This window comes from Moraxella nasibovis (assembly GCF_029581575.1).
Classification (GTDB): domain Bacteria; phylum Pseudomonadota; class Gammaproteobacteria; order Pseudomonadales; family Moraxellaceae; genus Moraxella; species Moraxella nasibovis.
In genome coordinates, this window is sequence record NZ_CP089975.1 from 145,688 (window position 1) to 169,344 (window position 23,657).

The 23,657-nt window shown below is 48.3% G+C and carries 25 protein-coding genes; 18 read left to right on the forward strand and 7 right to left on the reverse strand.

Annotated features, from left to right (window positions below; all coding sequences use genetic code 11):
* Window positions 1-24: 24 nt before the first annotated feature.
* Window positions 25-1,845 carry an acyl-CoA dehydrogenase C-terminal domain-containing protein gene (locus LU290_RS00645; protein WP_277808666.1) on the reverse strand — a complete coding sequence of 607 codons (1,821 nt, stop codon included), beginning with the start codon at window positions 1,843-1,845 and terminating at the stop codon, window positions 25-27.
* Window positions 1,846-2,005: 160 nt separating this feature from the next.
* Complete coding sequence (gene aroE, locus LU290_RS00650; protein ID WP_277808667.1) at window positions 2,006-2,815, reverse strand: shikimate dehydrogenase; 810 nt, start codon at window positions 2,813-2,815, stop codon at window positions 2,006-2,008.
* 147 nt (window positions 2,816-2,962) lie between these two features.
* Here aroE and LU290_RS00655 point away from each other — a divergent pair, with 147 nt between their 5' ends.
* From LU290_RS00655 to LU290_RS00700, 10 genes are all read left to right on the forward strand, one after another.
* Window positions 2,963-3,550 carry a hypothetical protein gene (locus LU290_RS00655; protein ID WP_277808668.1) on the forward strand — a complete coding sequence of 196 codons (588 nt, stop codon included), beginning with the start codon at window positions 2,963-2,965 and terminating at the stop codon, window positions 3,548-3,550.
* A gap of 12 nt (window positions 3,551-3,562) precedes the next feature.
* Window positions 3,563-4,402, forward strand: coding sequence for an aminotransferase class IV (locus LU290_RS00660; protein WP_277808669.1), 840 nt, complete (start codon window positions 3,563-3,565; stop codon window positions 4,400-4,402).
* A gap of 109 nt (window positions 4,403-4,511) precedes the next feature.
* On the forward strand, window positions 4,512-5,618 hold the full coding sequence (gene mltG, locus LU290_RS00665; RefSeq protein WP_277808670.1) for an endolytic transglycosylase MltG: 1,107 nt from the start codon (window positions 4,512-4,514) through the stop codon (window positions 5,616-5,618).
* Window positions 5,619-5,642: 24 nt separating this feature from the next.
* On the forward strand, window positions 5,643-6,263 hold the full coding sequence (gene tmk, locus LU290_RS00670) for a dTMP kinase (protein ID WP_277808671.1): 621 nt from the start codon (window positions 5,643-5,645) through the stop codon (window positions 6,261-6,263).
* A 253-nt stretch (window positions 6,264-6,516) separates the two neighbouring features.
* Window positions 6,517-7,905: a trypsin-like peptidase domain-containing protein gene (locus LU290_RS00675; RefSeq protein ID WP_277808672.1), complete on the forward strand. Its 1,389-nt coding sequence runs from the start codon at window positions 6,517-6,519 to the stop codon at window positions 7,903-7,905.
* A gap of 118 nt (window positions 7,906-8,023) precedes the next feature.
* Window positions 8,024-8,929: a 4-hydroxy-tetrahydrodipicolinate synthase gene (gene dapA, locus LU290_RS00680; RefSeq protein WP_277808673.1), complete on the forward strand. Its 906-nt coding sequence runs from the start codon at window positions 8,024-8,026 to the stop codon at window positions 8,927-8,929.
* Window positions 8,930-8,959: 30 nt separating this feature from the next.
* Window positions 8,960-9,235: a hypothetical protein gene (locus tag LU290_RS00685; protein ID WP_277808674.1), complete on the forward strand. Its 276-nt coding sequence runs from the start codon at window positions 8,960-8,962 to the stop codon at window positions 9,233-9,235.
* Window positions 9,236-9,294: 59 nt separating this feature from the next.
* The gene (purC, locus tag LU290_RS00690) at window positions 9,295-10,011 is read left to right on the forward strand and encodes a phosphoribosylaminoimidazolesuccinocarboxamide synthase (RefSeq protein ID WP_277808675.1); all 717 of its coding nucleotides are present in this window, start codon (window positions 9,295-9,297) and stop codon (window positions 10,009-10,011) included.
* A 100-nt stretch (window positions 10,012-10,111) separates the two neighbouring features.
* Window positions 10,112-10,423: a YqfO family protein gene (locus tag LU290_RS00695; protein WP_277809517.1), complete on the forward strand. Its 312-nt coding sequence runs from the start codon at window positions 10,112-10,114 to the stop codon at window positions 10,421-10,423.
* A gap of 167 nt (window positions 10,424-10,590) precedes the next feature.
* Window positions 10,591-10,971, forward strand: a complete 381-nt coding sequence (locus tag LU290_RS00700) for a hypothetical protein (RefSeq protein WP_277808676.1) — start codon at window positions 10,591-10,593, stop codon at window positions 10,969-10,971.
* A gap of 190 nt (window positions 10,972-11,161) precedes the next feature.
* On the opposite strand, the gene LU290_RS00705 is transcribed toward LU290_RS00700, so the two are convergent.
* Entirely contained in the window at window positions 11,162-11,671 is a 510-nt protein-coding gene (locus LU290_RS00705) for a YsnF/AvaK domain-containing protein (protein WP_277808677.1), read from the reverse strand.
* Between the two features lie 185 nt (window positions 11,672-11,856).
* Window positions 11,857-12,708: a DUF2382 domain-containing protein gene (locus LU290_RS00710; protein ID WP_277809518.1), complete on the reverse strand. Its 852-nt coding sequence runs from the start codon at window positions 12,706-12,708 to the stop codon at window positions 11,857-11,859.
* A gap of 725 nt (window positions 12,709-13,433) precedes the next feature.
* Here LU290_RS00710 and LU290_RS00715 point away from each other — a divergent pair.
* The 5 genes from LU290_RS00715 to pnp all read left to right on the forward strand — a co-directional run bounded on the left by LU290_RS00715 (window position 13,434) and on the right by pnp (window position 18,450).
* Window positions 13,434-13,829: a ribosome-binding factor A gene (locus tag LU290_RS00715; RefSeq protein ID WP_277808678.1), complete on the forward strand. Its 396-nt coding sequence runs from the start codon at window positions 13,434-13,436 to the stop codon at window positions 13,827-13,829.
* Window positions 13,826-14,752, forward strand: coding sequence for a tRNA pseudouridine(55) synthase TruB (gene truB / locus LU290_RS00720; protein ID WP_277808679.1), 927 nt, complete (start codon window positions 13,826-13,828; stop codon window positions 14,750-14,752). The genes LU290_RS00715 and truB overlap by 4 nt, the downstream gene beginning before the upstream one ends.
* A gap of 243 nt (window positions 14,753-14,995) precedes the next feature.
* Window positions 14,996-15,619 (forward strand): opacity family porin, encoded by a 624-nt coding sequence (locus tag LU290_RS00725; RefSeq protein WP_277808680.1) that lies wholly within the window; start codon window positions 14,996-14,998, stop codon window positions 15,617-15,619.
* 205 nt (window positions 15,620-15,824) lie between these two features.
* Window positions 15,825-16,091, forward strand: coding sequence for a 30S ribosomal protein S15 (rpsO, locus tag LU290_RS00730; protein WP_277808681.1), 267 nt, complete (start codon window positions 15,825-15,827; stop codon window positions 16,089-16,091).
* Window positions 16,092-16,359: 268 nt separating this feature from the next.
* Entirely contained in the window at window positions 16,360-18,450 is a 2,091-nt protein-coding gene (gene pnp / locus LU290_RS00735) for a polyribonucleotide nucleotidyltransferase (protein ID WP_277808682.1), read from the forward strand.
* A gap of 6 nt (window positions 18,451-18,456) precedes the next feature.
* Here pnp and LU290_RS00740 read toward each other — a convergent pair whose 3' ends face one another.
* The 3 genes from LU290_RS00740 to LU290_RS00750 form a co-directional block, all read right to left on the reverse strand.
* Window positions 18,457-18,597, reverse strand: a complete 141-nt coding sequence (locus LU290_RS00740; protein WP_277808683.1) for a hypothetical protein — start codon at window positions 18,595-18,597, stop codon at window positions 18,457-18,459.
* Window positions 18,598-18,690: 93 nt separating this feature from the next.
* Window positions 18,691-19,692 (reverse strand): adenosine kinase, encoded by a 1,002-nt coding sequence (locus LU290_RS00745; protein WP_277808684.1) that lies wholly within the window; start codon window positions 19,690-19,692, stop codon window positions 18,691-18,693.
* Between the two features lie 127 nt (window positions 19,693-19,819).
* Window positions 19,820-20,269: a universal stress protein gene (locus LU290_RS00750; protein ID WP_277808685.1), complete on the reverse strand. Its 450-nt coding sequence runs from the start codon at window positions 20,267-20,269 to the stop codon at window positions 19,820-19,822.
* 213 nt (window positions 20,270-20,482) lie between these two features.
* Here LU290_RS00750 and tauD point away from each other — a divergent pair, with 213 nt between their 5' ends.
* From tauD to LU290_RS00765, 3 genes are all read left to right on the forward strand, one after another.
* The gene (tauD, locus tag LU290_RS00755) at window positions 20,483-21,331 is read left to right on the forward strand and encodes a taurine dioxygenase (protein ID WP_277808686.1); all 849 of its coding nucleotides are present in this window, start codon (window positions 20,483-20,485) and stop codon (window positions 21,329-21,331) included.
* Between the two features lie 247 nt (window positions 21,332-21,578).
* Window positions 21,579-23,030, forward strand: a complete 1,452-nt coding sequence (locus LU290_RS00760; RefSeq protein ID WP_277808687.1) for an APC family permease — start codon at window positions 21,579-21,581, stop codon at window positions 23,028-23,030.
* A gap of 133 nt (window positions 23,031-23,163) precedes the next feature.
* A complete protein-coding gene (locus LU290_RS00765) occupies window positions 23,164-23,466 on the forward strand; it encodes a PepSY domain-containing protein (protein ID WP_277808688.1) in 303 nt (100 codons plus the stop codon).
* The last annotated feature ends 191 nt before the right edge of the window (window positions 23,467-23,657 follow it).

Sequence of the window (23,657 nt, forward strand, 5' to 3'; positions counted from 1 at the left end):
CCTTTTTTGGTGCTGTGAAGTCAATCAATCCAAAAACGAAAAATGCTCAATGTCCATCTTGGTCATGACATCGCTTGGCGTGGTCATGGCGCTGGCGTGGGCATCGCTTCTTGGTAGGATTTTTTCAAAATAAAACTCAGCGGTTTGCGTCTTGGCAAGATAAAATTCATAAGGCTGTTCGCCGCCGTTTTTCATCTTGTCAAAGGCGACCGCCGCCATTCTTGCCCAGTGATATGCCATCATCACATAGCCTGAGTACATCAGATAGTCATCAGACGCTGCCGAGACGATGTCACGGTCTTTACGAGCGGCAAGCAGCAGGCGTGCGGTCAGCATGTTCCACTCGGCGCACAGCTTGGTCAATGCCCAGACATATTGACGCATGTCTTTGTCTAAGGCGTATTCGCCACACCATTTCATGATGCCTGCGGTGTAGTCGCGCACCACTTTGCCACCACCGTGCAGCAGCACTTTACGACCCAAAAGATCTAGCGCCTGCACGCCAGTGGTGCCTTCGTACAGCGTAGAAATGCGAGCATCACGGGCGATGAGCTCCATGCCTGTTTCTTTGATGTAGCCATGTCCGCCGTAGATTTGTTGTCCGTGCTTGGCACATTCAATACCAAGCTCGGTCAAAAAGCCTTTAAGCACTGGCGTATAAAAGCCCAATTTGTCGTCCCATTTTTTGATCTCATCTTCGTCGCCTGCAACCACCGCATTTGACAGGTGGTCAGCATAGCGTGCCGAATGATAAATCATTGAGCGAGCCCCTTCGCTGAATGCTTTTTGGATCAGTAGCATACGGCGGACATCGGCATGGTGAATGATGGCGTCGCCTGCTTGCTCTGGCTCTTTGGTGCCTGATAAGGCTCGCATGGAGCGGCGTTCTTTGGCATAAGGTAGGGCGTTTTGGAAAGCCAGCTCCATGTGTGCCAAGCCCTGAATGCCTGTGCCGATACGAGCGGTGTTCATGTAGGTAAACATCGCTTTTAAGCCCTTGTTCGGCTCGCCAATCAGATAACCTGTCGCCCCATCAAAATTTAGCACGCAGGTGGCTGATGATGAAATGCCCATCTTGTGTTCAATAGAGCCACACACCACCGCATTTCGCTCGCCAATTTCACCATTGTCATTCACCAAAAATTTCGGCACGATGAACAAAGATATGCCCTTTGTGCCTTCTGGTGCATCAGGCAAGCGAGCCAGCACAATATGCACGATGTTCTCGGTCAGGTCATGCTCACCGGCACTGATGAAAATCTTGGTGCCTGTGATGGCATACGAGCCGTCATCGTTTGGCACGGCACGGGTTTTCATTTGGTTTAGGTCGGTGCCAGCTTGAGCTTCGGTCAGGCACATCGTCCCAGACCATTCGCCTGAGATGAGCTTGGGCAGGTAGGTGTCTTTTTGAGCGTCATTGCCGTATTGTAAGATGGTATTGACCGCCCCTGTGGATAAGCCTGGGTACATCGCCCAAGGCCAGTTTGCCGTACCCATCATCTCTCCTTTGATGAGGTTTAAAGACATGGGCAAGTTCATGCCGCCGAATTTTTCTGGATAAGAAATGCCTTGCCAGCCGCCTTCCACGAACTGCTGATAGGCTTCTTTAAAGCCTTTTGGCGTGGTAACTTCGCCATCTCTAAAATGACAACCTTCCTCGTCAGCGTCTTGATAGATGGGTGCAAGCACATCTTGGGCGAAGTCGGCAAAACCCTGCAAAATCATCTCAACCGTCTCAGCATCGGCACCTGCCCCATTTGGCAGGGCTTGATAATGAGATTGGTAATCGAACACTTCATTCATCAAAAACTTAATGTCTCTTAAAGGGGCTTTATAAGTCAGCATAGTTCTATCCTTGCTTGTCAGTTGGTGTAAAAATACGAAAAAGGCGTGGTTCATCGCCACACCTTCACTATACATGAAAATTTGCCAAAGTTATGTGAATTTTTGCAATTTATAACTTATTTTCATATTAAAATTATGTCTTGATAAATTAAAATTATCATTACTTAGGCAACTGAACACGATTTAGCTCAATATTCACCCCTGTCCATAGCTCAAAGGCGAGCTTGGCTTGGTTGATGAGCATGCCGTAGCCGTCTAAGGTTTTGCTCTGTTGGGCGGCAAAATGTGCCAAAAATGGCGATGGCTTGCCGTACATCATGTCGTAGGCGACCGTGGCGTGTAGCGTCGGCGATAGTGTGAGCGTCTGGTCTGTGGTGGTGGCACTGGTGGCATTGATGATGACATCAAAGGTAAAATCGCCAGTCGCCAAATCATCCAAGCCATAAACAGCCATCTCGCCAAATACAGCAAAGTCGTCTTTTAAAGCCTGCGCCTTAGACAGTGTGCGATTAAAAATACTCAAAGTCGCTCCCTGCTCCATGAGTGGCAAAATCACACCACGAGTTGCACCGCCTGCGCCAATGAGGGCGATTTTTTTACCTTGCAAATCCACGCCGTTGCTCAGTAAATCTGCCACCAAGCCCCGACCGTCCGTATTATCGCCATAGAGCTTGCCATCACGCAGGCACAGTGTATTGACGGCTTTGGCAGTCTTGGCGTAGTCGCTGAGCGTGTCGCACAGCTCAAAGGCGATTTCTTTAAAAGGCAAAGTGACATTCGCCCCCACACCGCCACCATGAAAAAAGGCTTCCACCACCGCACGAAAGCTGTCTGCATCATCTGGACAAAATTGACGATGATAACGAATGTCTAGCCCAACACTTTGTGCAAATGCCTGATGAATGGCAGGGCTTTTGGAGTGGCTGATGGGATTGCCGATGACGATAAAATGTTGAATGAAATGTTGCATGATGAGCATCGCTCCGTGTTGAGTTTTGCTATTTTTTACTGCATTTTTGAAAAAATGGCAAGTTTTTTAAATTTTAGGTACAATACGGCTTGTTGTTGATTTTCAATGATTGTGATATTTTCTTATTTATTTTCGTGACCGACCGCCATGACCGACACCGCCCACACACCCCGTGCCAAAAAATCCAGACCGCCTTTTTGGATTGTTGCTTTTTTGATTGCTTTGGGGGTACTTGCATTTTTGATGTTCAGACCTGTCACGCCTGCTGAGGAAGTCGTGCAAGATGATGGCGAGGCGAAGGTCTATGATCCTGTCACATACGACACGCAAAACTGGGGCAGTACGCCCAAGCAGACCGTTGATTTTGAGGTGCTAAAAGCCATGCTCGGCACGACCGCCACCACCGAGACGGCGCTTGATTTTTATGGCAATCATGCCGACAGATACCGTTTTTCAAATAAAACAGAGCCGCCATTTTATCTCATCGAGTCTGACGAGGTGTTCGAAGTGGCGTGGTATTATGCCGCACCCAAAGATGATGAGCGCCAAAAAGATGCCAGCATCGCCTACGCCAAAAAAGCACATGCGATGATGGGTGCTTACTTGGGCGAGGATGGTGAACGCTTGGTGGAAAATATGCTACACACGCCAAGCCAAAGCTTTGCCAAGCCTAGCCTTGGTGTCATTGCGGCAGACTGCATGGATTATCACTGCCGCATCGTCCTACAAAAATAAAGCGGCGGTAAAATGGCGTATTTTATCCTTGAAAATGGCAAGCTTGCCAAGCATCACGACATCATGGAGCAGCGTGGTCTGTCTTATGGCGATGGTTTTTTTAGTACCATGGGCGTGTATGATGGGCAAATTTTATGGGCAGATGGTCATAAAAATCGTCTCACTCGTTCGGCACAGCGGCTGGTGCTGGACATCGATGTGGATGGCGTGATGAGCGAGCTGATACGGCTGGCAGAGCAGACCGAGCAAGGCATAATAAAAGTCATCATCACACGAGCTGCCCAAAGCGTGCGTGGCTATGGCTATGATGATGGCAGGGCGTGTGTATTGATCAAAACCATGCCGTCCGACATTTATCAAGGCGTGCGTTTTTATGATGGCATCCCTTGCCAGTCATCAGGTGTGGCGGTGCTGCTAGACGAAAGACTGTCCTTGCGTACGCCCAGATTTGCAGGGTTAAAGCTCATCAGCAGTCATGAGCAGGTGTTTGTCCATCGTGAGCTACTTTGCTATCAACACACCAATCCTGCCATCGTTGAGGGCTTGGTGATGACAGCCCAAGACGAGGTGGTCAGCGGTGCGATGAGCAATGTTTTTTATCATTTAAATGGGGCGTGGCACACACCGCCTGTGCAGACTTGTGGCGTTGATGGCGTGATGCGTCAGGCACTCATGGCAAAATTTGCCATCAAAGAGCGCACGCTACAACGCAGAGAATTATCCAGCATTGACGGCTTGATGTTTTGTAATGCGGTGCGTGGCGTGATGCCTGTGCATACGCTTATCATGGCAGATAAGGCGTGTGCTTTGAGGCGGGATTTTGGCGAGTTGTTGAGAGCGCATGAGGCATAAGAGTGCAATTTGCCATGATTTTTAGCATGATTTGCCATGATTTGTCATGAAAAATGCCCCCCAATCATGATACAATAGCCATCATTTTCATTCATATCAAGCACAAGTCATGGCAAAAACCACCAAAAAACCCATCAAAAAAACCCCGCTAAAAAAGCACAAAAAATCCACCACCCCAAAAGTCATCGGTCTTGTGCTGTTGGCACTTTTGGTGCTGTGGGGCGTGATTTTGTATAACACCATTTTTGCCAAGACTGACCGGGGGGCGCAGACTTTGAGCGTCAAAAAAGGCGATACTTATCATGGTCTGCTGGTCAAAGATCGTTGGCAAACATCGGCGCTGTCATCAAGCACAGCGACCCGCCTGTACCTAAAACTGCGCGCTCGCACGCCGCTACAAGAGGGGACTTATCAGATTCCTGCCAATGCCAGCTTGCGACAGGTCGTGGACATCTTATCCCAAGGTGCCGAAGTGCAGCTTGTCAAGGTGCAAATCATCGAGGGCAAGACCATCAAGGATCTGTATCAGACCATCAAAAATACCGACGGCGTGGTGCTTGAAGTCTTGACACCGCGTGCTGATGGCTACTCGTGGGCAGATGCAATGCGAGACAATGAGCAGGTGGCGGCGGCGCTTGGCGTGCCTTTGGTGCATGGCAATTTAGAAGGTCAATTTGCCCCAAACACTTACTTTTTTGAGCATGGCACCAGCGACAAAAAAATCCTACAAAAGCTCTACGACACCCAAAAGCAAGTCCTAGACGAGGCGTGGGCAAGCCGTGACCAAGGATTGCCTTACAAAGACAAATACGAGGCGCTCATCATGGCAAGCATCATCGAAAAAGAAACTGGCATCGCTGATGAAAGATGGCAGGTGTCGTCAGTATTTGTCAATCGTCTGCGCCAGAATATGCGCCTGCAAACCGATCCGACCATCATCTACGGGCTGTTTGATCGCTATGACGGTAAAATTTACCGCTCAAACATCAACGAAAAGACTGATTATAACACCTATCAGATCGATGGTCTGCCGCCAACGCCGATCGCTCTGCCTTCTAAGGCATCCATCGAGGCTGCCATGCACCCAGCCGACAGCGATTGGCTGTATTTTGTGGCGACGGGTAATGGCGGACATAAGTTTAGCCGTACTTTGGCAGAGCACAATCAAGCGGTCGCTGAGTACCGAGCCGTCATGGCACAAAAAAACCAACAATAAAACCAACAATAAACAGCAAAAATCATGACCAAAGCACGATTCATCACTTTTGAAGGCACCGAAGGCGTGGGCAAGACCACCGCCATCGATGGCTTTTGTCGCCATTTGGAGGATTTGGGCATTGCTTATGTGCGCACTCGTGAGCCGGGCGGCGCAGATGTGGCAGAGGTGATTCGCCAAATGCTACTTAGTAAAGACAGTGTACTGCATGACGACACCGAGCTTTTGCTCATGTTCGCTGCCCGTGCCGACCATCTGCACAAGACGATTTTGCCAGCGCTCGATGCAGGCAAATGGGTGGTGTGTGACCGATTCATTGACAGCACGGTGGCGTATCAGGGCTTTGGGCGGTTTGGCGGCGACAAGCAAGCACTGGCTCGTATTGAGCTGTTGATTGAGCAGTTTGTGCCGTGCCTGCCCGATGTGACGCTGTGGTTGGATTTGGATGTGGCGACAGGCATGATGCGTGCCAAAAGTCGCAGTCAGGCGGACCGTTTTGAGTCGTTGGACACACGGTTTTTTGATCAGGTATATCAAGGTTTGGCGCATCAATTTGCCAAGCACCCCAACCGCATTCGCCGTGTTGATGCGTCTGGCAGCGTAGAGGAAGTGGCGGTGCGCATTCGTCAGGCGGTGGGCGTGTAGCCTGCCCATGTTTCTCGCCTTTTATTGCTCATTGACTCAAAAACACCGCATACCCACCAAAAGTTTTAAGAAGGGCTTGTTGGATTTTGAAGTTAAATCACGATACAGCCATCAGCTTGCGTAACTTTCTTCAGCATCTGGTAAGTTTTTGATAAAAATTCTCACTTGATTTGTTGGTAAATTTTTAGGATACTGGCGAGCGTTTGTTTTTATCAAATTTTATCAGATGATTTGGAAATTTTAAGGAAAAAGCATGCGTCATTTTATGAAACCGACCATGCTGGCAGTGGCATTGAGCCTGTCGGCAGTATTAGTAAACACGCCTGTCTTATCGCCCGCTCAGGCGGCGGTGCAGGTTGATTTTGCCGATTTGGTGGCGCAGGCGTCTTCTGGTGTGGTGCGCATTTCCACCACCAAGCCCATCAAAGACTCTGAGATGACCCGTGCGCAGGCGCAGATGCTTAGGCAGTATCTAGGTGAGCAGGCAAATGTACCGACCATCGAGCATGGCTTTGGCACAGGATTTTTTATCACCAAAGATGGCTACATTTTGACCAATCATCATGTCGTCGAAGGGGCGCAGACGATCACGGTGACGCTACACGACCGTACGGAGATGGATGCGGTGTTGGTGGGTTCGGATGAGGCGTCGGACATTGCGGTGCTCAAAGTCAAAGGCGAGCAATTCCCTGCGCTGACGACGTCTCGCCGACAGCTGCGTGTGGGCGAGCCTGTGCTTGCCATCGGTTCGCCGTTTGGCTTTGATTACTCGGCATCGGCAGGCATTGTCTCTGCCAAGTCTCGCAACATGACGCCTGACGCCGCCGTGCCATTCATCCAGACCGATGTCGCCTTAAATCCTGGTAATTCAGGCGGTCCGCTGTTTAATCAGCAAGGCGAGGTCGTCGGGGTCAATTCACACATTTTTAGCGAAACGGGCGGCTACATGGGGCTGTCATTTTCCATTCCCATAGACGCCGCTTTGCACATTTATGAGCAAATCAAGGCGAATGGCAAGGTGCGGCGTTCGGCGCTGGGCATCATCGTGCAGGATGTTGATCGCAATCTGGCGGAAGCGTACGGACTGCCCAGACCACAAGGGGCGCTTTTGACCCGAGTGGGGGCGGGGTCGCCTGCGGATCTGGCAGGGCTAAAAGTGGGCGATTTGGTGCTCAATTTCAATGGCGCGCCCATCACGCAGGCGGCTGAGCTGTTGAATCTGCTCAATCGCACGCAGCCGAACGAGACCTTCCACCTGACTTATCAGCGAGGTCGCCAAAAATATGTGACCCAAGGTCGATTTGCTGAGGTGCCCAGCGATGTGTCGGCAGGCGGTGAGCGTCAGAGCGTCGGCGGTGTGAGACTGGGTCTGCGTCTAAAAGAACTCTCGCCAGCTGAGGCAGGTTTGCTTGCAAATTTGGGTGTGCAAGGCGGTGTGATGATCACTTCGGTGAATCCTGTGGGGCTGGCAGCACGCTCAGGAATACAGGCAGGCGATGTGATTGTCGGCATGAACCATCGCCCCACACGCAGCGTTCAGGAGATGGCGACTGCGGTACAGAGTTTGCCATCAAAAGGCGTTGTGCCAGTACAGCTGATTCGTCAAGGCACACCTGCCATCGTCGGTATGCGTGTTGAGTAGCGAAAATTTGTAAAATAAATCCAAAAAAATCCATCAAAAGCCAAGTCAATTATGATAAACTAGGGGTAGTTTTAACGGCTTTTTTATTTCTTTTACAGTTTTTAAAAATGGCATTCTCATGACAGACGCATATCAAGACATTAAGTCAAAATTACAAGGTTCGATCACCGCCTTGGTCACACCCATGAAGGCAGACGGTGCGGTGGATTATGATGCACTTGCCAAACTGATTGATTGGCAAATTGCCGAAGGTACGCACGCACTGGTGGCGGTAGGTACGACGGGCGAGTCAGCGACGCTTTCTATGGAGGAGCATGTCGAGGTGATTCGCTTTTTTGTCAAGCATGTGGGTGGGCGTGTGCCAGTCATCGCAGGTACGGGTGCAAACAACACGCTAGAAGCGATTGAGCTGACCGCCGCCGCCAAGGACGCAGGCGCTGACTGTGCGTTGTTGGTTGCGCCTTATTATAATAAGCCGACTCAAGAAGGCATTTATCAGCATTATAAAGCCATCAGCGAAGCGGTGGATATGCCGCAGATGCTGTACAATGTGCCGGGGCGTACCGTTGTGGACATCAGTCAAGAGACAGTGGAGCGTCTGATGGTATTGCCAAACATCATCGCCATCAAGGATGCGACAGGTAGTGTCGAGCGTGGTGTAGCGCTCATCAAGGCGGTGGGTGAGCATCTGGTGGTGCTCTCTGGCGACGACCCTACGGCACTAGAACTCATCAAGCATGGCGCCAAAGGCAATATTTCCGTCACTTCTAACATCGCCCCCAAAGCGATGAGCCAAGTCTTTGAGCTGGCATTGGCTGGCGACTTTGAGCAAGCAGCACAGATTCATGACACCGTCAAACATCTGCACAAAGACTTGTTCTGCGAATCTAGCCCACAGCCTGCCAAATATGCGCTTTATAAGATGGGTATGATTGACAAGGGCATTCGCCTGCCGCTTGTTTGGCTGTCATTAGACAGTCAGCCGATCATCGATGCGGCACTTGCCAAAGCCAACCTGCTATAAAGCACAGGCAACACCCAATTAAGGATCATTATGAATACGACACTAAAAATCAGCACCTTAGCGCTGGCTGCCATCGTAGCGCTGACTGGGTGCAGCACCACCAAAAGCTGGTTGGCTAAGCGTGACAATGGCAGCCTTGATTATCAATCAAGCAAAAAGCTACCGCCAATTCAGCTGCCTGCCAACCAACCTGCTGCTGAATTTGTTCCGCTGTATCCTACGCCAAATGTCGCTCGTGTGGATACCAATCTCACCAATGAATCAGGCAAGCAGTATGCACTGCCAAAGCCGCCAAGCGTGCGATAAGATTCAGCGAGTTTTAACTGCATTTTTAAATTAAGAGATTTAAACCCAAGAGAATTAACATGGAAAAACAAGCCCTACTTTATACTGGCAAAGCCAAATCTGTCTATGAGACCGAGCATGAAGACTATCTGGTGCTGCATTTTCGCAATGACGCATCGGCATTCAATGGCGAGAAAATCGCTCAGCTTGACCGCAAAGGCAAAGTCAATAACCGCTTTAATGCCTTCATCATGCAAAAACTTGCCGAAGCTGGCATTGAGACGCATTTTGAACGCCAACTGTCTGATGACGAAGTGCTGGTAAAACGCCTAAAAATGATCCCTGTCGAGTGCGTGGTGCGTAACTATGCCGCTGGTGGTCTGATGAAGCGTCTGGGCTTGGCAGAAGGTTTGCCGCTGCTGCCACCGACCTTTGAATTATTCTACAAAGATGACGCTCTGGGCGACCCAATGCTCTCAGAATCCACCGCCATCGCCCTAGGCTACGCCACCGCCGATGAGCTTGAACAGATGAAAGCTTTGACCTATAAAGTCAATGAAGTGCTGAGTAAAATCTTTGATGATGCTGGTCTGATGCTGGTTGATTTTAAGCTAGAATTTGGTCTGTTCCACGGTCGTATCGTGCTTGGCGATGAGTTCTCACCAGATGGTTGCCGTCTATGGGACAAAGAAACCAAGAAAAAACTGGACAAAGACCGTTTCCGTCAAGGCTTGGGCGATGTCGTTGAAGGCTATGAAGAAGTTGCCTTGCGTATCGGCGTGCCATTAGAAGGCTAAGACTCAAAAACCCAAGCGATGTCTTGGGTTTTTTTATTGGTATTAAATTGACATTAAAAGCAACAAGGAAAGCGATGGGGGAATCATGCCAAGCGACAAACTGTATAAATTCATCGGCTACATTCCAGAATCTGCCGTAGAAACCGTCAAAACTGCCCTATTTGATGCAGGTGCAGGGCAGATTGGCGATTATAGTCATTGTAGCTGGCAGGTGCTTGGGCTTGGGCAATTCAAACCACTCAAAGGGGCAAATCCTGCCATCGGCGAGATTGATAAGGTTGAGTATGTGTCTGAGTGGCGAGTAGAAACGGTCGTGCCTGATGCAAGATTGGCTGCGGTGATTGAGGCGTATAAGCAGGCACATCCGTATGAAATGCCTGCTTATGAAGTGTTTGAGATGGTGGGTGTGTGATGTTGGGCTAATTATTGGTGGGATTTATAGCCAGCCCTAAAATGAGTACTAAATTTTATCTGCAAACTTGCTGTTCTAAACAGCCGTACACATCTATGTGTCGACATATAGAAAGTTTGTAGTTTTAGTAAATTTGGCATGTTAATGGCAACTGATATGACAATCGTATGAAAAAATGGAGTGCTGCTTTGACGCCGTTACTTGATTATGCGCTAGAATACCAGCAGGGCAAAATGTCAGCCATGGATTTTTCTTGGGGATATATTGCTTTGCGCTCAAAATTATCAAAAGAGAATAATATAAACCTAAGATCTGTAAATGAGCAAACAGATATTGCTCAATGGGTGTTGTACTCGGCTTGTGATAGATTTGAACTTGATCCGGACCGCGAAATTGAAGAAATTGATGAACAGGAATTTAATGTTCTGGTGAATCAGGCTATCAAAATCGGATTCAGCAGCGAACAACAATTTAATGACCTGCAATTTAAAAAAGAAGTTGAACAAGCGCTGAGATCTGTTGGATTAACAGAGTTGATAGAAAGATAGTCTCGATGATAAAAACTTCTTTGCCAAAACTGAATTTATGCCAAATTGGTAGGCTTGCTTTGAGTGGAGAAAATTCGATATGGCGCATTTTGAGCTTGGTAAACCATAAGGTCCATATCGTCACATCTGGGGTAAAATTCTTTTACCCCAGATTTCAAAGACTAAAACCTCACCATCTTGCCAAAAAAAGTCACTTACCATCAATCAGCACATCATTGGCGATGAGCGTTTTGTCGCCTTTGACATCCAGCACTTCTTTTTTCAGCTCGGTGGTAAAGATGTGTTCTTTGCTGATGGTCTTGGTGTCAAGGCTGACATCTTCGATGGCGTGTGTGCTTTTGGTGACGGTGGCAGTCTCACGAGACAGCAAAATCTCAACAGAGCCATCGAGTGCCAAACTTTGCATTTTGCCATTGATGCTGATTTGGGCGTGCGTGTTGGCGGTGTTGTCGATGATGTCGATCAAAGCATCATCGCTCACAGGTTCATGATGATTGAGCGGTGAGTTGTCTTCTTTATAAGTGATGACAAGGTATTCTTCGGTCAAAGTGATGGGTAGATTCACCGTGCGAGAGCGGGTCTGCTTTGACAGCACCACTTTGCCTGTGCTGACTCTGTCTTTGTGAATGTGGGCACGCTCTTCTAAGAGTTCGAGCACTTGTGGGTCGGTGAGCGTGTTGTCGTTGATGTCTTTTGTCATGTGATTTTTCCTTAAATTTAAAATTGATCTGCTGTTGGTAAATTGTGATGTTGGTCGCTGGTAAATAATTAACCAAATAATAAACGATGATCAAACGATGATTTTCATCTAAAAAAGCCAGAGCGATAACTCTGGCTTTTTGATTACTTTCGTGTCTTTGGCATGATGCCAAACTCATCAGTCAATCACAGACCACGAGCGTGGCGTACTTCGTCAGCAGTGATGCCTTCGTAGTTCACGACATTGCCGTGTCTGTCCACCACATTACCTAGGTCATCGACATTCAGCTCTTCACGCTGGATGGTTTCTAGGATGGTCTCAGTGCGAGTGTCAGTGGTCTTGCCTAGGGTGATCTCTTCGGTCACATAAGTTTGCTTGCTGACATTAGCACGCTCAGCTTCTAGCTCAACGCTGATGGTGTCTGCGCCTAGATCATCACCGATGCGACGGTCTGTTGGGCGATCTACCGGTACACGCTCGATGTGTGCATGCTCTTCTTCTAGGTTAACTTCCACACGACGCTCTTCGGTCACGACATGCTTGCCTACGCTTACGATGCCAGCGACGATGCGGTCTTTATTGACAGTCAGACGCTCTTCAAGCAGCTCTAGCGTGTTTGGCGCTGTGTAGTGTGTCTCGTTCAAGTCAAGGCGGCTTTCAGCTGGTAGTGTGTCGGCAGCATAGAATGCACGGTCTTTGTTGTATTGCTCTTCGTAGCTGTACACATAGTCACGGTCATAAGCTTCCATCGCTTCGACTTGGTCTTTGGTTAGGCTGTCGAAATATACTTCATCGCCTACGATGCGAGACAGACCTGCTGGTACCAACACTTCTTTTGAGAAGAACCAACCGCCAGCGTCCACAACCAAATAGCGAACTTTACCAGTATCAACTTCTACCAATACATCTTCTACTTTACCGATTTTTTCTTGTCCGATGCCATATGCGGTCTTGCCGATAGGATTGTAATAGCCTTCACCCAAAACTTCACGGTTGGTGGTTTCAATGTCATGTAAACGAACTAGCTTGCTCATAATGTGTTCCTTATTCAAATTCAAAATTTAATTTTCAAATTGCTGTTGCAATTCATCAATGATTTGCGTTTTGGGCATCGGTCTTAATCGTTGATTTGATGCCTTTTTATATGATTCCAAGTAATCAACAAAGTTAAGAAATCATATTTCTCCATTAGGTCACTGTAGGACAACTTCTATTGTCGTACCCTGCGTTTCCATGTGTCCTAGTATAGGCGATTTAAAATTTAATAATAGGCGTTTTTTGTCAAAAAATAGGGCAGTTTTTTTGGCATTTTACGACCCAAGGTAAATCAATGTAAACTTGCGTAAATTCTGTATGGGTTTGGGTAGTTGTGTAATCAAGCTGTTATTTGTGGGTGCTTTTTTAACGGATTTTTATCGGTCAGCGAAGCAGTTTGGGAATTTTTTAGCCAGATTTTAGCTTAACTTTGCTAATTTCATGACAAATTTAAAAACCAATTTAGCGATTGATGGATTTTAAATGTGCGGAAGGCTTGGTCTTTGGTGTGCGTTGTTGGCATAAATTTGGTTTCATGGCATAAATGAGCTATACTATGTCGCAACTGGCGTGATTTAAGATTAAATTAACAGTTAATGGTAAATTCAATAAACTGCGCCACGGTTGTCTAATTAAGAACTGTAATTGAGATTTAAACCATTTATATTATAATGATTTAATCATTTCACCAATTTCCAACTGATTTTAACCGATTAAAAGAGGCAATATGAACCAACGACTACAACGACTCTCCGATCAAATCCAGCGTACGCTTTCTGTGCTGATTCGTGATGAGATTAATGACCCACGCTTGACAGGTTTTGTGACGATTTCATCTGTCAAAGTCAGCCCTGATTTGGGTTATGCCGACATTTATGTGACGATTTTGGAGCCGTCCAATGACGGTGGCATGAGTGCGGACGCTCACCGTGAGAGCTTGCAAGTATTGAAAAATGCGGCAGGCTTTTTACGCACCGAGTTGTCGCACACCATGAAAACTCGCACCACGCCACGCCTTCGTTTTCATTATGACGAAGTGACCGCTCATGGCAACTATATGACAAACCTTGTCAATGAAGCCATGAAAAAGACGGGTGAGAGCCAAGAATTGGACGGCGAATGATGGCAAAACAAATCGTCTCTGGCGTTTTGCTATTAAACAAGCCAAGTGGCATCAGCTCGCACACCGCCTTAGCCCGTGCCAAACGCCTGCTCATGTCGGCAGAATTTGACAGTAAAAAAGCAGGGCATACAGGCACGCTAGACCCGATGGCGACAGGGCTTTTGCCAATTTGTTTGGGGGATGCGACCAAATTTAGCTCATTTGGGCTGGACGCTGACAAGGGTTATGCCGCCGTCATCAAGCTGGGCAATCAGACCGACACAGGCGACAAAGAGGGGCAGGTTGTCCGTACTTTGCCAGTACCTGCCTTTGGTCAAAATGAGCTTGACGACGTCGCCTGTGCTTTGACAGGCGAGCAACTGCAAACGCCCCCCATGTATTCGGCACTCAAAAAAGACGGCAAAAAACTCTACGAATACGCCCGAGAGGGGGTGGAAGTGGAAAGACAAGCTCGCCCCATTGTCATCCATCATCTGACCTTAAAGAAAATCAGCCCTGATGAAATCGCCTTGTCGGTGGTCTGCTCCAAAGGCACTTATGTGCGAGTACTGGGCGAGACGGTCGCCGAGCGTCTTGGCACGGTGGGGCATTTGACCGCCTTGCACCGCACCAGTACGGGCGGATTTGATGTGGTGGACGCGGTGGGGATTGATGAGCTTGGCGATTTGTCTTTTGATGAGCGATTTACCAGATTATTACCCATTGACGCACTTTTGACCCATTTGCCGAAGGTGTGTTTGAGCGATGATGAAACCGCTCGCATTAAAATGGGGCAACGGCTGAACATCAAAGACCGCGTGCAGAGGCTTAATTTTGCCGATGAGATTTGCCAAGTTCGTCTGTATCGTGATGATGAGTTTGTGGGGCTTGGACAGGTTTGGAACAATGGACGCTTACAGCCTGTGCGAGTGGTGCAGCGCTAATGCCTTGATGGGATTTTTATACCATTCCTAGCAGATGGGTTTTTGAATTTTGATCAAATCAAGCTGGTGTAGGGGCGAAAGATTTTTTGCCCCTACTTTTTCTATTCGGCAATTCCCCAAATCTTTTGTAACTTTACACTTTTTTACTTGTCAAAGTGTTGCGGAGAGGGGTAGAATATCTTTGCTTTGTTAAAAGCGTGTTTCTACAAACTCACAAGACAGTTTTAAGTTTAAGGATGTATTATGAAAAAGCTACTTTTAGCTACCCTATTGGCAAGCACTTCAACATTGGCAATGGCTCAAATCGGTACTGACGGTCTGTATGTACAGGGTAATGTTGGTGTATCAAAACTAGAAGCCAAAGTAGATGGCGAAAAACTCAAAGACAACAACACAGGCTATACCATCGCTGTGGGCAAAGATACAGGTGCGGTGCGTTATCAAGCCGATTACACCAACTTTGGCAAAATCGAAGAAAGTGGATCGGATGGTGTTCCTGGCGTTGCTGGCTATGACGAGTGGGAGTCGGCTCTAAAAGCTCAATCATTGGGCGTGTCTGCTATCTATGATTTCCAAACTGTGTCAGGCTTTACCCCTTATGCAGGCGTGCGTGTTGGCGTGAATCAGCTGAAATTTGAAGAGAATGTGAGATATTCAACAATTTTGAATGGCGCTTATACGGTATTTTCTGCAAATTACTCAGATAAAAAGACAAAAGTTGGCGCAGGTGTGCTTGCAGGTGTACAATATGCCGTTAGCCCACAACTTGCTGTAGATGCTGGTGTTGAGTATAACTATCTTGGTAAACTCGAAGATGTTAAAGTAAATCAATACGGTGCAAAATTAGGTCTGCGCTACAACTTCTAATCCGTCTGTGACCGATTGGCAAAATCCCTTTGTACTCCACGCAAGGGGATTTTGATTTTGTGGCAAATTTTCCAATTTGCCATGACTTTTTTAAAATCGTGTGCTATAATTGGCGGATATTTCGTGCCCTTTGGGGCTTAGGCAGGCTTTGGCAATGCAACGCTTGCCTGTATTTATTTGCATTGCATCATGTTAAGGATTAGTTATGCTAACTAACAAAGACCGTGAAGAGATCATCGCCAAATTCAAGCGTGGCGAAAACGACACTGGTAGCCCAGAAGTACAAGTTGCACTTCTAACTGCTCGTATCAACGACCTACAAGACCACTTCAAAGCACACAAAGCTGACCATCACAGCCGTCGTGGTTTGATCCGTATGGTTAACCAACGCCGTAAGCTACTAGACTACCTAAAAGGTAAAGATCTGGACCGCTACACCGCACTGATCGGTGAGCTTGGCCTACGCCGTTAATTTAAAATTAGGCTGTCTAATTTTGTCAAAAACGGTGTGCGTTTGCGTGCCGTTTTTGTTGTTTTAATTTCTTGGATAATGGGATTAGAACTCTAAGAAATGTTTTTTTGGTAAAATGCTACCGTCAGAAATTTAATACCGCTTTGTAGCGGCGAATTGCAATTCGCCCCTACGGTTCAATGTTGAACTTTATGTCATTATTAAATTTATTGCCACAAAAACATCTCTTAGGGCTTTAACCCTTATCCCAAAATATATAGGAAAAACTATGTTTAATATCGTTCGTCAAGAATTTCAATATGGCAACCAACAAGTTGTTCTAGAAACTGGTCGTGTCGCTCGTCAAGCCAATTCGGTGCTTGTGCATATGGGCGATGTGTCTGTACTGGTGGCGGTCGTTGTCCGTCCAGAAGCGGTAGCGGGTCAAGACTTTTTCCCATTGACCGTAAACTACCAAGAAAAAATGTACGCATCGGGTAAAATTCCAGGGGGCTATGGCAAGCGTGAAGGTCGTGCGTCAGAATTTGAGACTTTGACTTCTCGTCTGATTGACCGTCCAATCCGCCCACTGTTCCCAGAAGGCTATTATAACGAAATCCAAATCACAGCGACAGTAATTTCATCTGGTAAGACCCAAGATGCTGACATTGCAGCGATGATTGGTGCGTCTGCGGCATTGGCGATTTCTCCAGCCCCATTTAATGGTCCAATCGGTGCGGCTCGTGTGGGCTTTATTGGCAATGAATATGTGCTAAATCCAAACCTTGCCCAGATGAAAGACAGTCAGCTTGATTTGGTCGTGGCAGGTACAAAATCTGCCGTATTGATGGTGGAATCCGAAGCAGACGAGCTGTCAGAAGACCAAATGCTGGGTGCGGTGCTATACGGACACGCACAGCAGCAGGTCGTGATTGACAACATCAATGCCTTTGCCGAGGCGGTGGGTAATGCCAAAGCTGAATTTGTCGCCCCTGCCATCAACGAAGCGTTGAACAATCAGCTTAAAGAACAATTCACCGCCAAAGTGAGTGAGGCTTATACCATCACGGTTAAACAAGACCGCTACGCTCGCCTAGATGAGCTTGCCAAAGAAGCGTTGGCATTGGCAGGCGATGAAACAGCTGATGATTATGCCGAAAAAGCCAAAGAAATCAAAGAATTGTTCGAGACCTTAAAATACCGCACCGTCCGTGATAATATCCTATCAGGCAAACCTCGTATCGATGGTCGAGACCTAGAAACGGTGCGTGCGCTTGACATTCAAGTGGGCGTGTTGCCACATACGCATGGTTCGGCACTATTTACTCGTGGCGAGACGCAGGCTCTTGTCACCACCACACTAGGCACGAGCCGTGATGTGAACCTTGTGGATACGCTGGCAGGCACCAAGCAAGACCACTTCATGCTCCATTACAATTTCCCACATTATTCAGTGGGCGAGACAGGTCGTGAAGGCGGTCCAAAACGCCGTGAAATCGGTCATGGTCGCTTGGCTCGCCGTGGCGTACAAGCCATGCTACCAGCTGCCGACCGTTTCCCATACACCATTCGTGTGGTGTCGGACATCACCGAATCTAACGGCTCAAGCTCAATGGCATCGGTGTGCGGTGCGTCATTGTCTTTGATGGACGCAGGCGTACCCCTAAAAGCACCTGTGGCAGGTATCGCCATGGGTCTGGTCAAAGAAGGCGAGCGTTTTGCCGTGCTTTCGGACATTTTGGGCGACGAAGACCACTTGGGCGACATGGACTTTAAAGTGGCAGGTTCGGTCAATGGCATCACTGCCCTACAAATGGACATCAAGATTGAAGGCATCACCGCCGACATCATGGAGCAAGCCCTAAAACAAGCCCATGCAGGTCGTATCCACATTCTAAATGCGATGAATGAAGTGATTGCAACTTCTCGCACCGAGATTAACGCCTACGCACCAAACTACGCCACCATCAACATCAACCCTGAGAAAATCCGTGATGTGATTGGTAAAGGCGGTGCGACCATTCGTCAGCTGACCGAAGAGACTGGTGCGACCATCGACATCGATGACAATGGTACGATCCGTATCTTTGGTGCGGACAAAGCATCTACTCGTGCTGCCATCGCCCAAATCGAGGCCATCACTGCCGAAGTGGAAGTGGGTACTGTTTATGAAGGTACCGTGGCTCGTATCGTGGAGTTTGGTGCGTTTGTGACCATTCTACCAGGTACAGACGGTCTGGTGCATATCAGCCAAATCGCCGATGAGCGTGTGGAAAATGTCAGCGACTACCTAAAAGAAGGTCAAAGCGTCAAAGTGCAAGTTCAAGACATTGACAACCGTGGTCGTATCAAACTGACCATGAAAGGCATTGAGCAGTAATTAATCTTACTTGAAATCCAAACCACCTTTGTCGATTGGCAAAGGTGGTTTTTTTTTGATTGTGGCTCGTGACAAGCCTTTGACAATCTTGCCATCATTAGCCAAGACATTAAAAATCGCCCAAATGATTGAGCGATGGATGATCATGCCTTGCGCCTTTTTTATCTTTACATCCTTTGCATGATGGCAAAGATGAAGGCCTTTGTATTTTTGAAGGTTTTTGGGTTGATTATTTTAAGGTCAGCCCAAAACTTCGCTCTTGATTGCTTGATAATCGGCGTGGCTTAGACGAGGACCAAACTGTGAGACAATGCGAGCTGAGACATGGGCGGCAAGACGCCCGCACTGCGCCAAAGGATGACCTTGCGTGAGCGCATAAAGAAACGCCCCAGCGTAGTTGTCACCTGCGCCATTGGTGTCTAGCACTTGACGGACAGCAAGCGATGGCACACTGATGATGTCGCCATGATGAGCGATGAGCGTGGGCTTGTCGCCATTTGTTACGACCACCAGCGTGGCATATTGCCCCAATGCCTGCACCGCACGCTCGTGGCTGTCTGCGCCTGTGTAGAGCATGGCTTCATCAAGATTGCAAAAAATCGCATCCACACCGCCTGCCAGCATGTCATCAAGCCCTGCTCTGGCAAACTTGACCACCGCAGGGTCGGCAAAGCTGACAGCGACTTTTACGCCTTGATCTTTTGCATTTTGGCGTAGTTTGGCAAGCCCTGTCGTGATGGACGGCGACATCGCCAGATAGCCTTCTAGGTAGAGCCATTTTGCCCCTGATAGGGCGTCAAAGTTGATGTTGTTTTCGTTGATTTGACTGCTTGTGCCAAGATGCGTCTGCATGGTGCGTTCGCCATCTGCCGTCACCAGCACCACACATGAGCCTGTCGTGCCATCAGGGTCGATGGCGACGCTTGCATCTGTGGTTACGCCTGATTTTTCTAGGTCGGCAAGGTAAAAGTCGCCCATGTCATCGCCGCCCACTCGGCAATTATAAAACGCACGACCGCCCAATGCTGAAAACGCCACCACGCTGTTAGCCGCCGAGCCACCACCTGCTTGTTTGGCAGGGCTGTTGCCTGCTTGGGCAAGCGTGGCAAATAGGGCGTTTTGGGTATCAAGCTCGGCAAGTGTCATGTTGCCACGAGTCAGCCCTGTGGCAGAAAGCGTGTCGTCGGTGATTTTAAATTCGGTATCTACAAGGGCGTTGCCGATGGCGATGATGTCGTACATGGTTTTCCTAGTGATAAAGGTTGTTAAAACAATTTGAAATTAAAAAGCAGTGTTTAAAAATCATGGCTAAAAAAAGGGCGTAAAGGTACGCCCAAAAAGCCAGTTATTTGATGGCTTAGCTGTCCGCTCACTCCGCCGCCAGCTGCACCACGAGCAAGTCGCTGTCAATGTCAGGCAAAATGCTGTCCGCTGTTGCGCCAGTCAGCCATGCGTTTAGACCTGTGCGCTTGTGGCGACCGATGACCACCAGATCGATGGTGTGCTTGTCACAATAATCCACGATGCCTTTTCGTCCAGAGATGGCGGTTTTGATATTGACACTATGGGCGTGCAGGTCATTTCTGGCAAGCACTTGCGCCAGACGAGAGCGGGCTTCTTGACAGCGTTCGTCATCGATGCTCTCGTGCAAGGCAGCGGCAGGGATCAGCTCATAGCCAAAGCCAAGCATGGTCTCTTCAACGATGTGCAGCACCGACAGCTCGGCACTTGGCGATGCGTCCAAAATCCACTTGGCTTTGGCGGCGACCAGGTCGGTGTCGTCTCGTAAATCCGTAACTAATAACACATGTTGATACATCACATTCTCCTTTTGCTGATTGCTGACCGAGCGCTTTGCTCATTTTGGTTCTAGTATAACAAAAATTACCGTATCCGTCAGCCTGTTTTTCGTGTTTTGGGATTATGCAAAATATGTATTAGTTAATTCTTTTTTGTTGTTTTAAATTTGCGTGCATTGTCATTACTATATGACTATTTTCAAGATTTATGATTCAACAAAAAGGGCTTTATCATGACAACACAACTGACCATCACACCCATCAAAGACACCATCGGCGCCATCGTCAGCGGTGTTGATTTGAATCACTTAAATGACGAAACGCTGTCTCAGATTAAAGATGCTTTGCTGAAACATCAGGTGATTTTTTTTAGAAATCAGGATTTGCAGACCGCATCGCAGGTCAATCTTGCTAAGTCATTTGGCAGTCTGCACATTCACCCAGTTTTCCCAACCGTACCAAATGTGCCAGAAGTCATCGTGCTGGACAGCCACGAGACCGACCTAAGAGACAATGAGCTTTGGCATACCGATGTGACTTTTAGCAAAACGCCACCTTTGGGCTGTGTTCTGCGTGCGGTCAAAATTCCGCCATCAGGTGGCGATACGCTGTGGGCGAGCGGTACGGCAGCGTTTGAGGCGTTGCCAAGCGACATTCAAAATCAAATCAAAGGCTTAACAGCACTGCATGACATTCGTCTGTCTTTCCCACAAGAGCGTTTTGGTGGGGTAAGCGAAGAAGAGCAGGCTCGTCTAGAAGAGATTTATCGCAAAAATCCGCCCGTCACGCACCCTGTGGTACGCACGCACCCTGACACAGGCAAGCCGATTTTGTTTGTCAGCGAAGGCTTTACTGCTAAGATTAACGAATTGCCAGAAGATGAAGGTAAAGAGCTGCTTGATTTTCTAACTCAGCACGCTGTGAAAGAAGAATTTCATCTGCGCTGGGCGTGGCAAGAAGGCGATGTGGCGATTTGGGACAACCGTGCCACGCAGCACAAGGCGTTGTTTGATTATGGTGATGCGCACCGCATCATGCACCGAGCCACCGTTAATGGCGATGAGCCTTATTACGCCGCGTAGGGTGGGCTAGGCCCAATTGATACTGGTCGGTATGGTAACTCAACTTATTGTTATAACTCATTGAATTTGTTGGGTTTCGTACCTCAACCCAACCTACGGCATCACATAATTTTGTGGTAATTTTGCTATTCGGTGGGTTTAAAAAAACAATCATGATTGTCATGCAATTTGTAATTAAGGGCGAGTTTGTTCGCCCTTATGCTTAAATGAATGATGGCAAACCTAAAATCTAACAAGGAAAACAAGAATGAATCAGGCAAATCAGACCACGCCAGCAAAACAGGGTTTTAAAGCAAGCTGGGTCTATGCGATGGCGGTGGGCTCGGCGGTGGGCTGGGGTGCGTTTGTACTGCCCTTTGACTGGCTGTCGTCATCGGGACTTTTGGCGGTCATCACAGGCTTTGTCATCGGCACGCTACTCATCGGTGTCATCGCCATCAACTATGGCTATGCGACCAGATCTTTGCCTGTGACTGGCGGTGGCATTGCCTTTGCGCTGGCGGCTTTTGGGCGTACGCATGGGTTCATCGCAGGCTGGGCGCTCATGCTTGGCTATGCCAGTATCATCTCGCTCAATGCGTCGGCGGTGACGCTGGTGCTAAGGCTTATCATTCCTGAGGTGATGATGCAAGGGGCGCTGTATGAGATTTCTGGTTGGACGATTTATGCGCCAGAGGTGGCGGTGTCGTCGCTGTTTTTGGTAGGGTTTGCGTATTTGAATGCCAATAATACTGCCGTCTCGGGACGAGTGCAGTTTTTGGCGGTGGTTCTGATGCTCGTTGGCGTGGCGACTGTACTGCTTGGGACGGGTGCGCATTTCGTCACGCACAGCACGCCTTTGCCACTGATGCCACCTGATGGCGTGGGCTTTTGGGCGGCGGTGGCGGCGATTGTGGCGTTTGCACCGTGGGCGTATGTCGGCTTTGATGGCGTGCCGCAGCTGGCAGGCGAGTTTCAATTTTCACCCAAAAAAATCATGAAGCTGCTCATCGCCAGTGTGCTGAGCGCCAGTTTTTTATACATTGCAGTGATTTTGGCGGCGGCGTTTGCCTTTGGGCAAAACATGGCAGCCTTTGCAGACAGCTCATGGGCGACAGGGGCGGCGATTTCATCGGTGATGGGTAAATTTGGCTTGGTGCTGATGGTGGTGGCAGTCAGCATGGGTGTATTGACAGGGTTAAATGGCTTTTATGTGGCGGCAAGCCGAGTGATTTTGACGCTTAGCCGCAGCCAGATGCTGCCGTCTGTTTTTGGTAGATTGCACCCTGTGCATGGCACGCCTACGGTGGCATTTTATGCGGTGATGGCGGTGTGCCTGATTAGCCCTTGGTTTGGGCGGGCGGCGCTTTTGTGGATTGTGGACATGGCGAGTGTCGGCATCGCTGTAACCTTCTTTTATACTTGCGCTTGCACTTATAAGATGGGGCGTGATGGGGCAGTGTTTGGCATGACTGTCCAAGACAAAAACAGCCGTCAGCGTGTGCTGGGTATTTTGGGCATGGTGATCTCGGTGGGGTTCTTGCTGTTGTTGCTGCTGCCAAATTCGGTTGGCGCATTGAGCCTGCCATCTCGCTATGCGCTTGTGGCGTGGACGGTGCTTGGCGTTCTTTTTTATGTTGTCAGACGCGCACAGCTTAGCCATCAGAGCGACACCGATCTTAAACGGATATTGTTCACAAGGTTTGAGTCGGTGCGATGACAGTATGCTTGATGTACTTACAAGATGCGTCTTTAATTTTACAAAAAATTGCAAACACCTAATATTAGCCTAAATCTGCCTTGTTACCATAAGCACATCAAAACAACAACCCAAACCCAAACGGAGACATTCCATGAAAAAACTTCTTACCGCACTGACCCTAGCTGCCACTGCTATTACTGCTGCGCCTGCCATGGCAGACGACGACGCACGCATCTATGAGCGCAACAAAGCGCAGTACATCACTCATGACAAAGCAGGCGAAATCGCCAAGTCTCATGTCAATGGCAGCGTCGTCAAGAAAGTCGAATTTGACCACAGCCGCCGCCTTGGTGCGCATTTTGATGTTGATGTCATCACCGCACAAGGCGTGGAGTATGATGTGTCTGTCGATGCCAAGACTGGCAAAGTGCTAAAAAGCAAAATCGACGACTGATGCCAGCCTACTGAGCATTCAAAAGTTCACAAAACCGTAAGTCTGACTTACGGTTTTTTGTTGTTTTAAGTGGGCTGTTTTGAGCGCTGTTTTAAATACTGGGGCTGATTTTGCTGCGTTTTGATAAATCAATGAGTTTTATCAAATTTAAAAGCTTGCAAGATTTTCGCTTTTTTGATGGTAAATTATGC

Bases quoted from the DNA above. Each gene is read 5' to 3' on its own strand.
- mltG (WP_277808670.1), top strand. From the start codon at position 4,512: ATGGCAAAAACCACCAAAAAACCCATCAAAAAAACCCCGCTAAAAAAG.
- LU290_RS00645 (WP_277808666.1), bottom strand. From the start codon at position 1,845: ATGCTGACTTATAAAGCCCCTTTAAGAGACATTAAGTTTTTGATGAAT.
- LU290_RS00685 (WP_277808674.1), top strand. From the start codon at position 8,960: ATGAATACGACACTAAAAATCAGCACCTTAGCGCTGGCTGCCATCGTA.
- LU290_RS00700 (WP_277808676.1), top strand. From the start codon at position 10,591: ATGAAAAAATGGAGTGCTGCTTTGACGCCGTTACTTGATTATGCGCTA.
- LU290_RS00750 (WP_277808685.1), bottom strand. From the start codon at position 20,269: ATGTATCAACATGTGTTATTAGTTACGGATTTACGAGACGACACCGAC.
- LU290_RS00660 (WP_277808669.1), top strand. From the start codon at position 3,563: ATGGCGTATTTTATCCTTGAAAATGGCAAGCTTGCCAAGCATCACGAC.
- purC (WP_277808675.1), top strand. From the start codon at position 9,295: ATGGAAAAACAAGCCCTACTTTATACTGGCAAAGCCAAATCTGTCTAT.
- LU290_RS00725 (WP_277808680.1), top strand. From the start codon at position 14,996: ATGAAAAAGCTACTTTTAGCTACCCTATTGGCAAGCACTTCAACATTG.
- tmk (WP_277808671.1), top strand. From the start codon at position 5,643: ATGACCAAAGCACGATTCATCACTTTTGAAGGCACCGAAGGCGTGGGC.
- pnp (WP_277808682.1), top strand. From the start codon at position 16,360: ATGTTTAATATCGTTCGTCAAGAATTTCAATATGGCAACCAACAAGTT.
- LU290_RS00740 (WP_277808683.1), bottom strand. From the start codon at position 18,597: ATGATCATCCATCGCTCAATCATTTGGGCGATTTTTAATGTCTTGGCT.
- dapA (WP_277808673.1), top strand. From the start codon at position 8,024: ATGACAGACGCATATCAAGACATTAAGTCAAAATTACAAGGTTCGATC.
- aroE (WP_277808667.1), bottom strand. From the start codon at position 2,815: ATGCAACATTTCATTCAACATTTTATCGTCATCGGCAATCCCATCAGC.
- truB (WP_277808679.1), top strand. From the start codon at position 13,826: ATGATGGCAAAACAAATCGTCTCTGGCGTTTTGCTATTAAACAAGCCA.
- LU290_RS00765 (WP_277808688.1), top strand. From the start codon at position 23,164: ATGAAAAAACTTCTTACCGCACTGACCCTAGCTGCCACTGCTATTACT.
- LU290_RS00705 (WP_277808677.1), bottom strand. From the start codon at position 11,671: ATGACAAAAGACATCAACGACAACACGCTCACCGACCCACAAGTGCTC.
- rpsO (WP_277808681.1), top strand. From the start codon at position 15,825: ATGCTAACTAACAAAGACCGTGAAGAGATCATCGCCAAATTCAAGCGT.
- LU290_RS00715 (WP_277808678.1), top strand. From the start codon at position 13,434: ATGAACCAACGACTACAACGACTCTCCGATCAAATCCAGCGTACGCTT.
- LU290_RS00745 (WP_277808684.1), bottom strand. From the start codon at position 19,692: ATGTACGACATCATCGCCATCGGCAACGCCCTTGTAGATACCGAATTT.
- tauD (WP_277808686.1), top strand. From the start codon at position 20,483: ATGACAACACAACTGACCATCACACCCATCAAAGACACCATCGGCGCC.
- LU290_RS00675 (WP_277808672.1), top strand. From the start codon at position 6,517: ATGCGTCATTTTATGAAACCGACCATGCTGGCAGTGGCATTGAGCCTG.
- LU290_RS00655 (WP_277808668.1), top strand. From the start codon at position 2,963: ATGACCGACACCGCCCACACACCCCGTGCCAAAAAATCCAGACCGCCT.
- LU290_RS00760 (WP_277808687.1), top strand. From the start codon at position 21,579: ATGAATCAGGCAAATCAGACCACGCCAGCAAAACAGGGTTTTAAAGCA.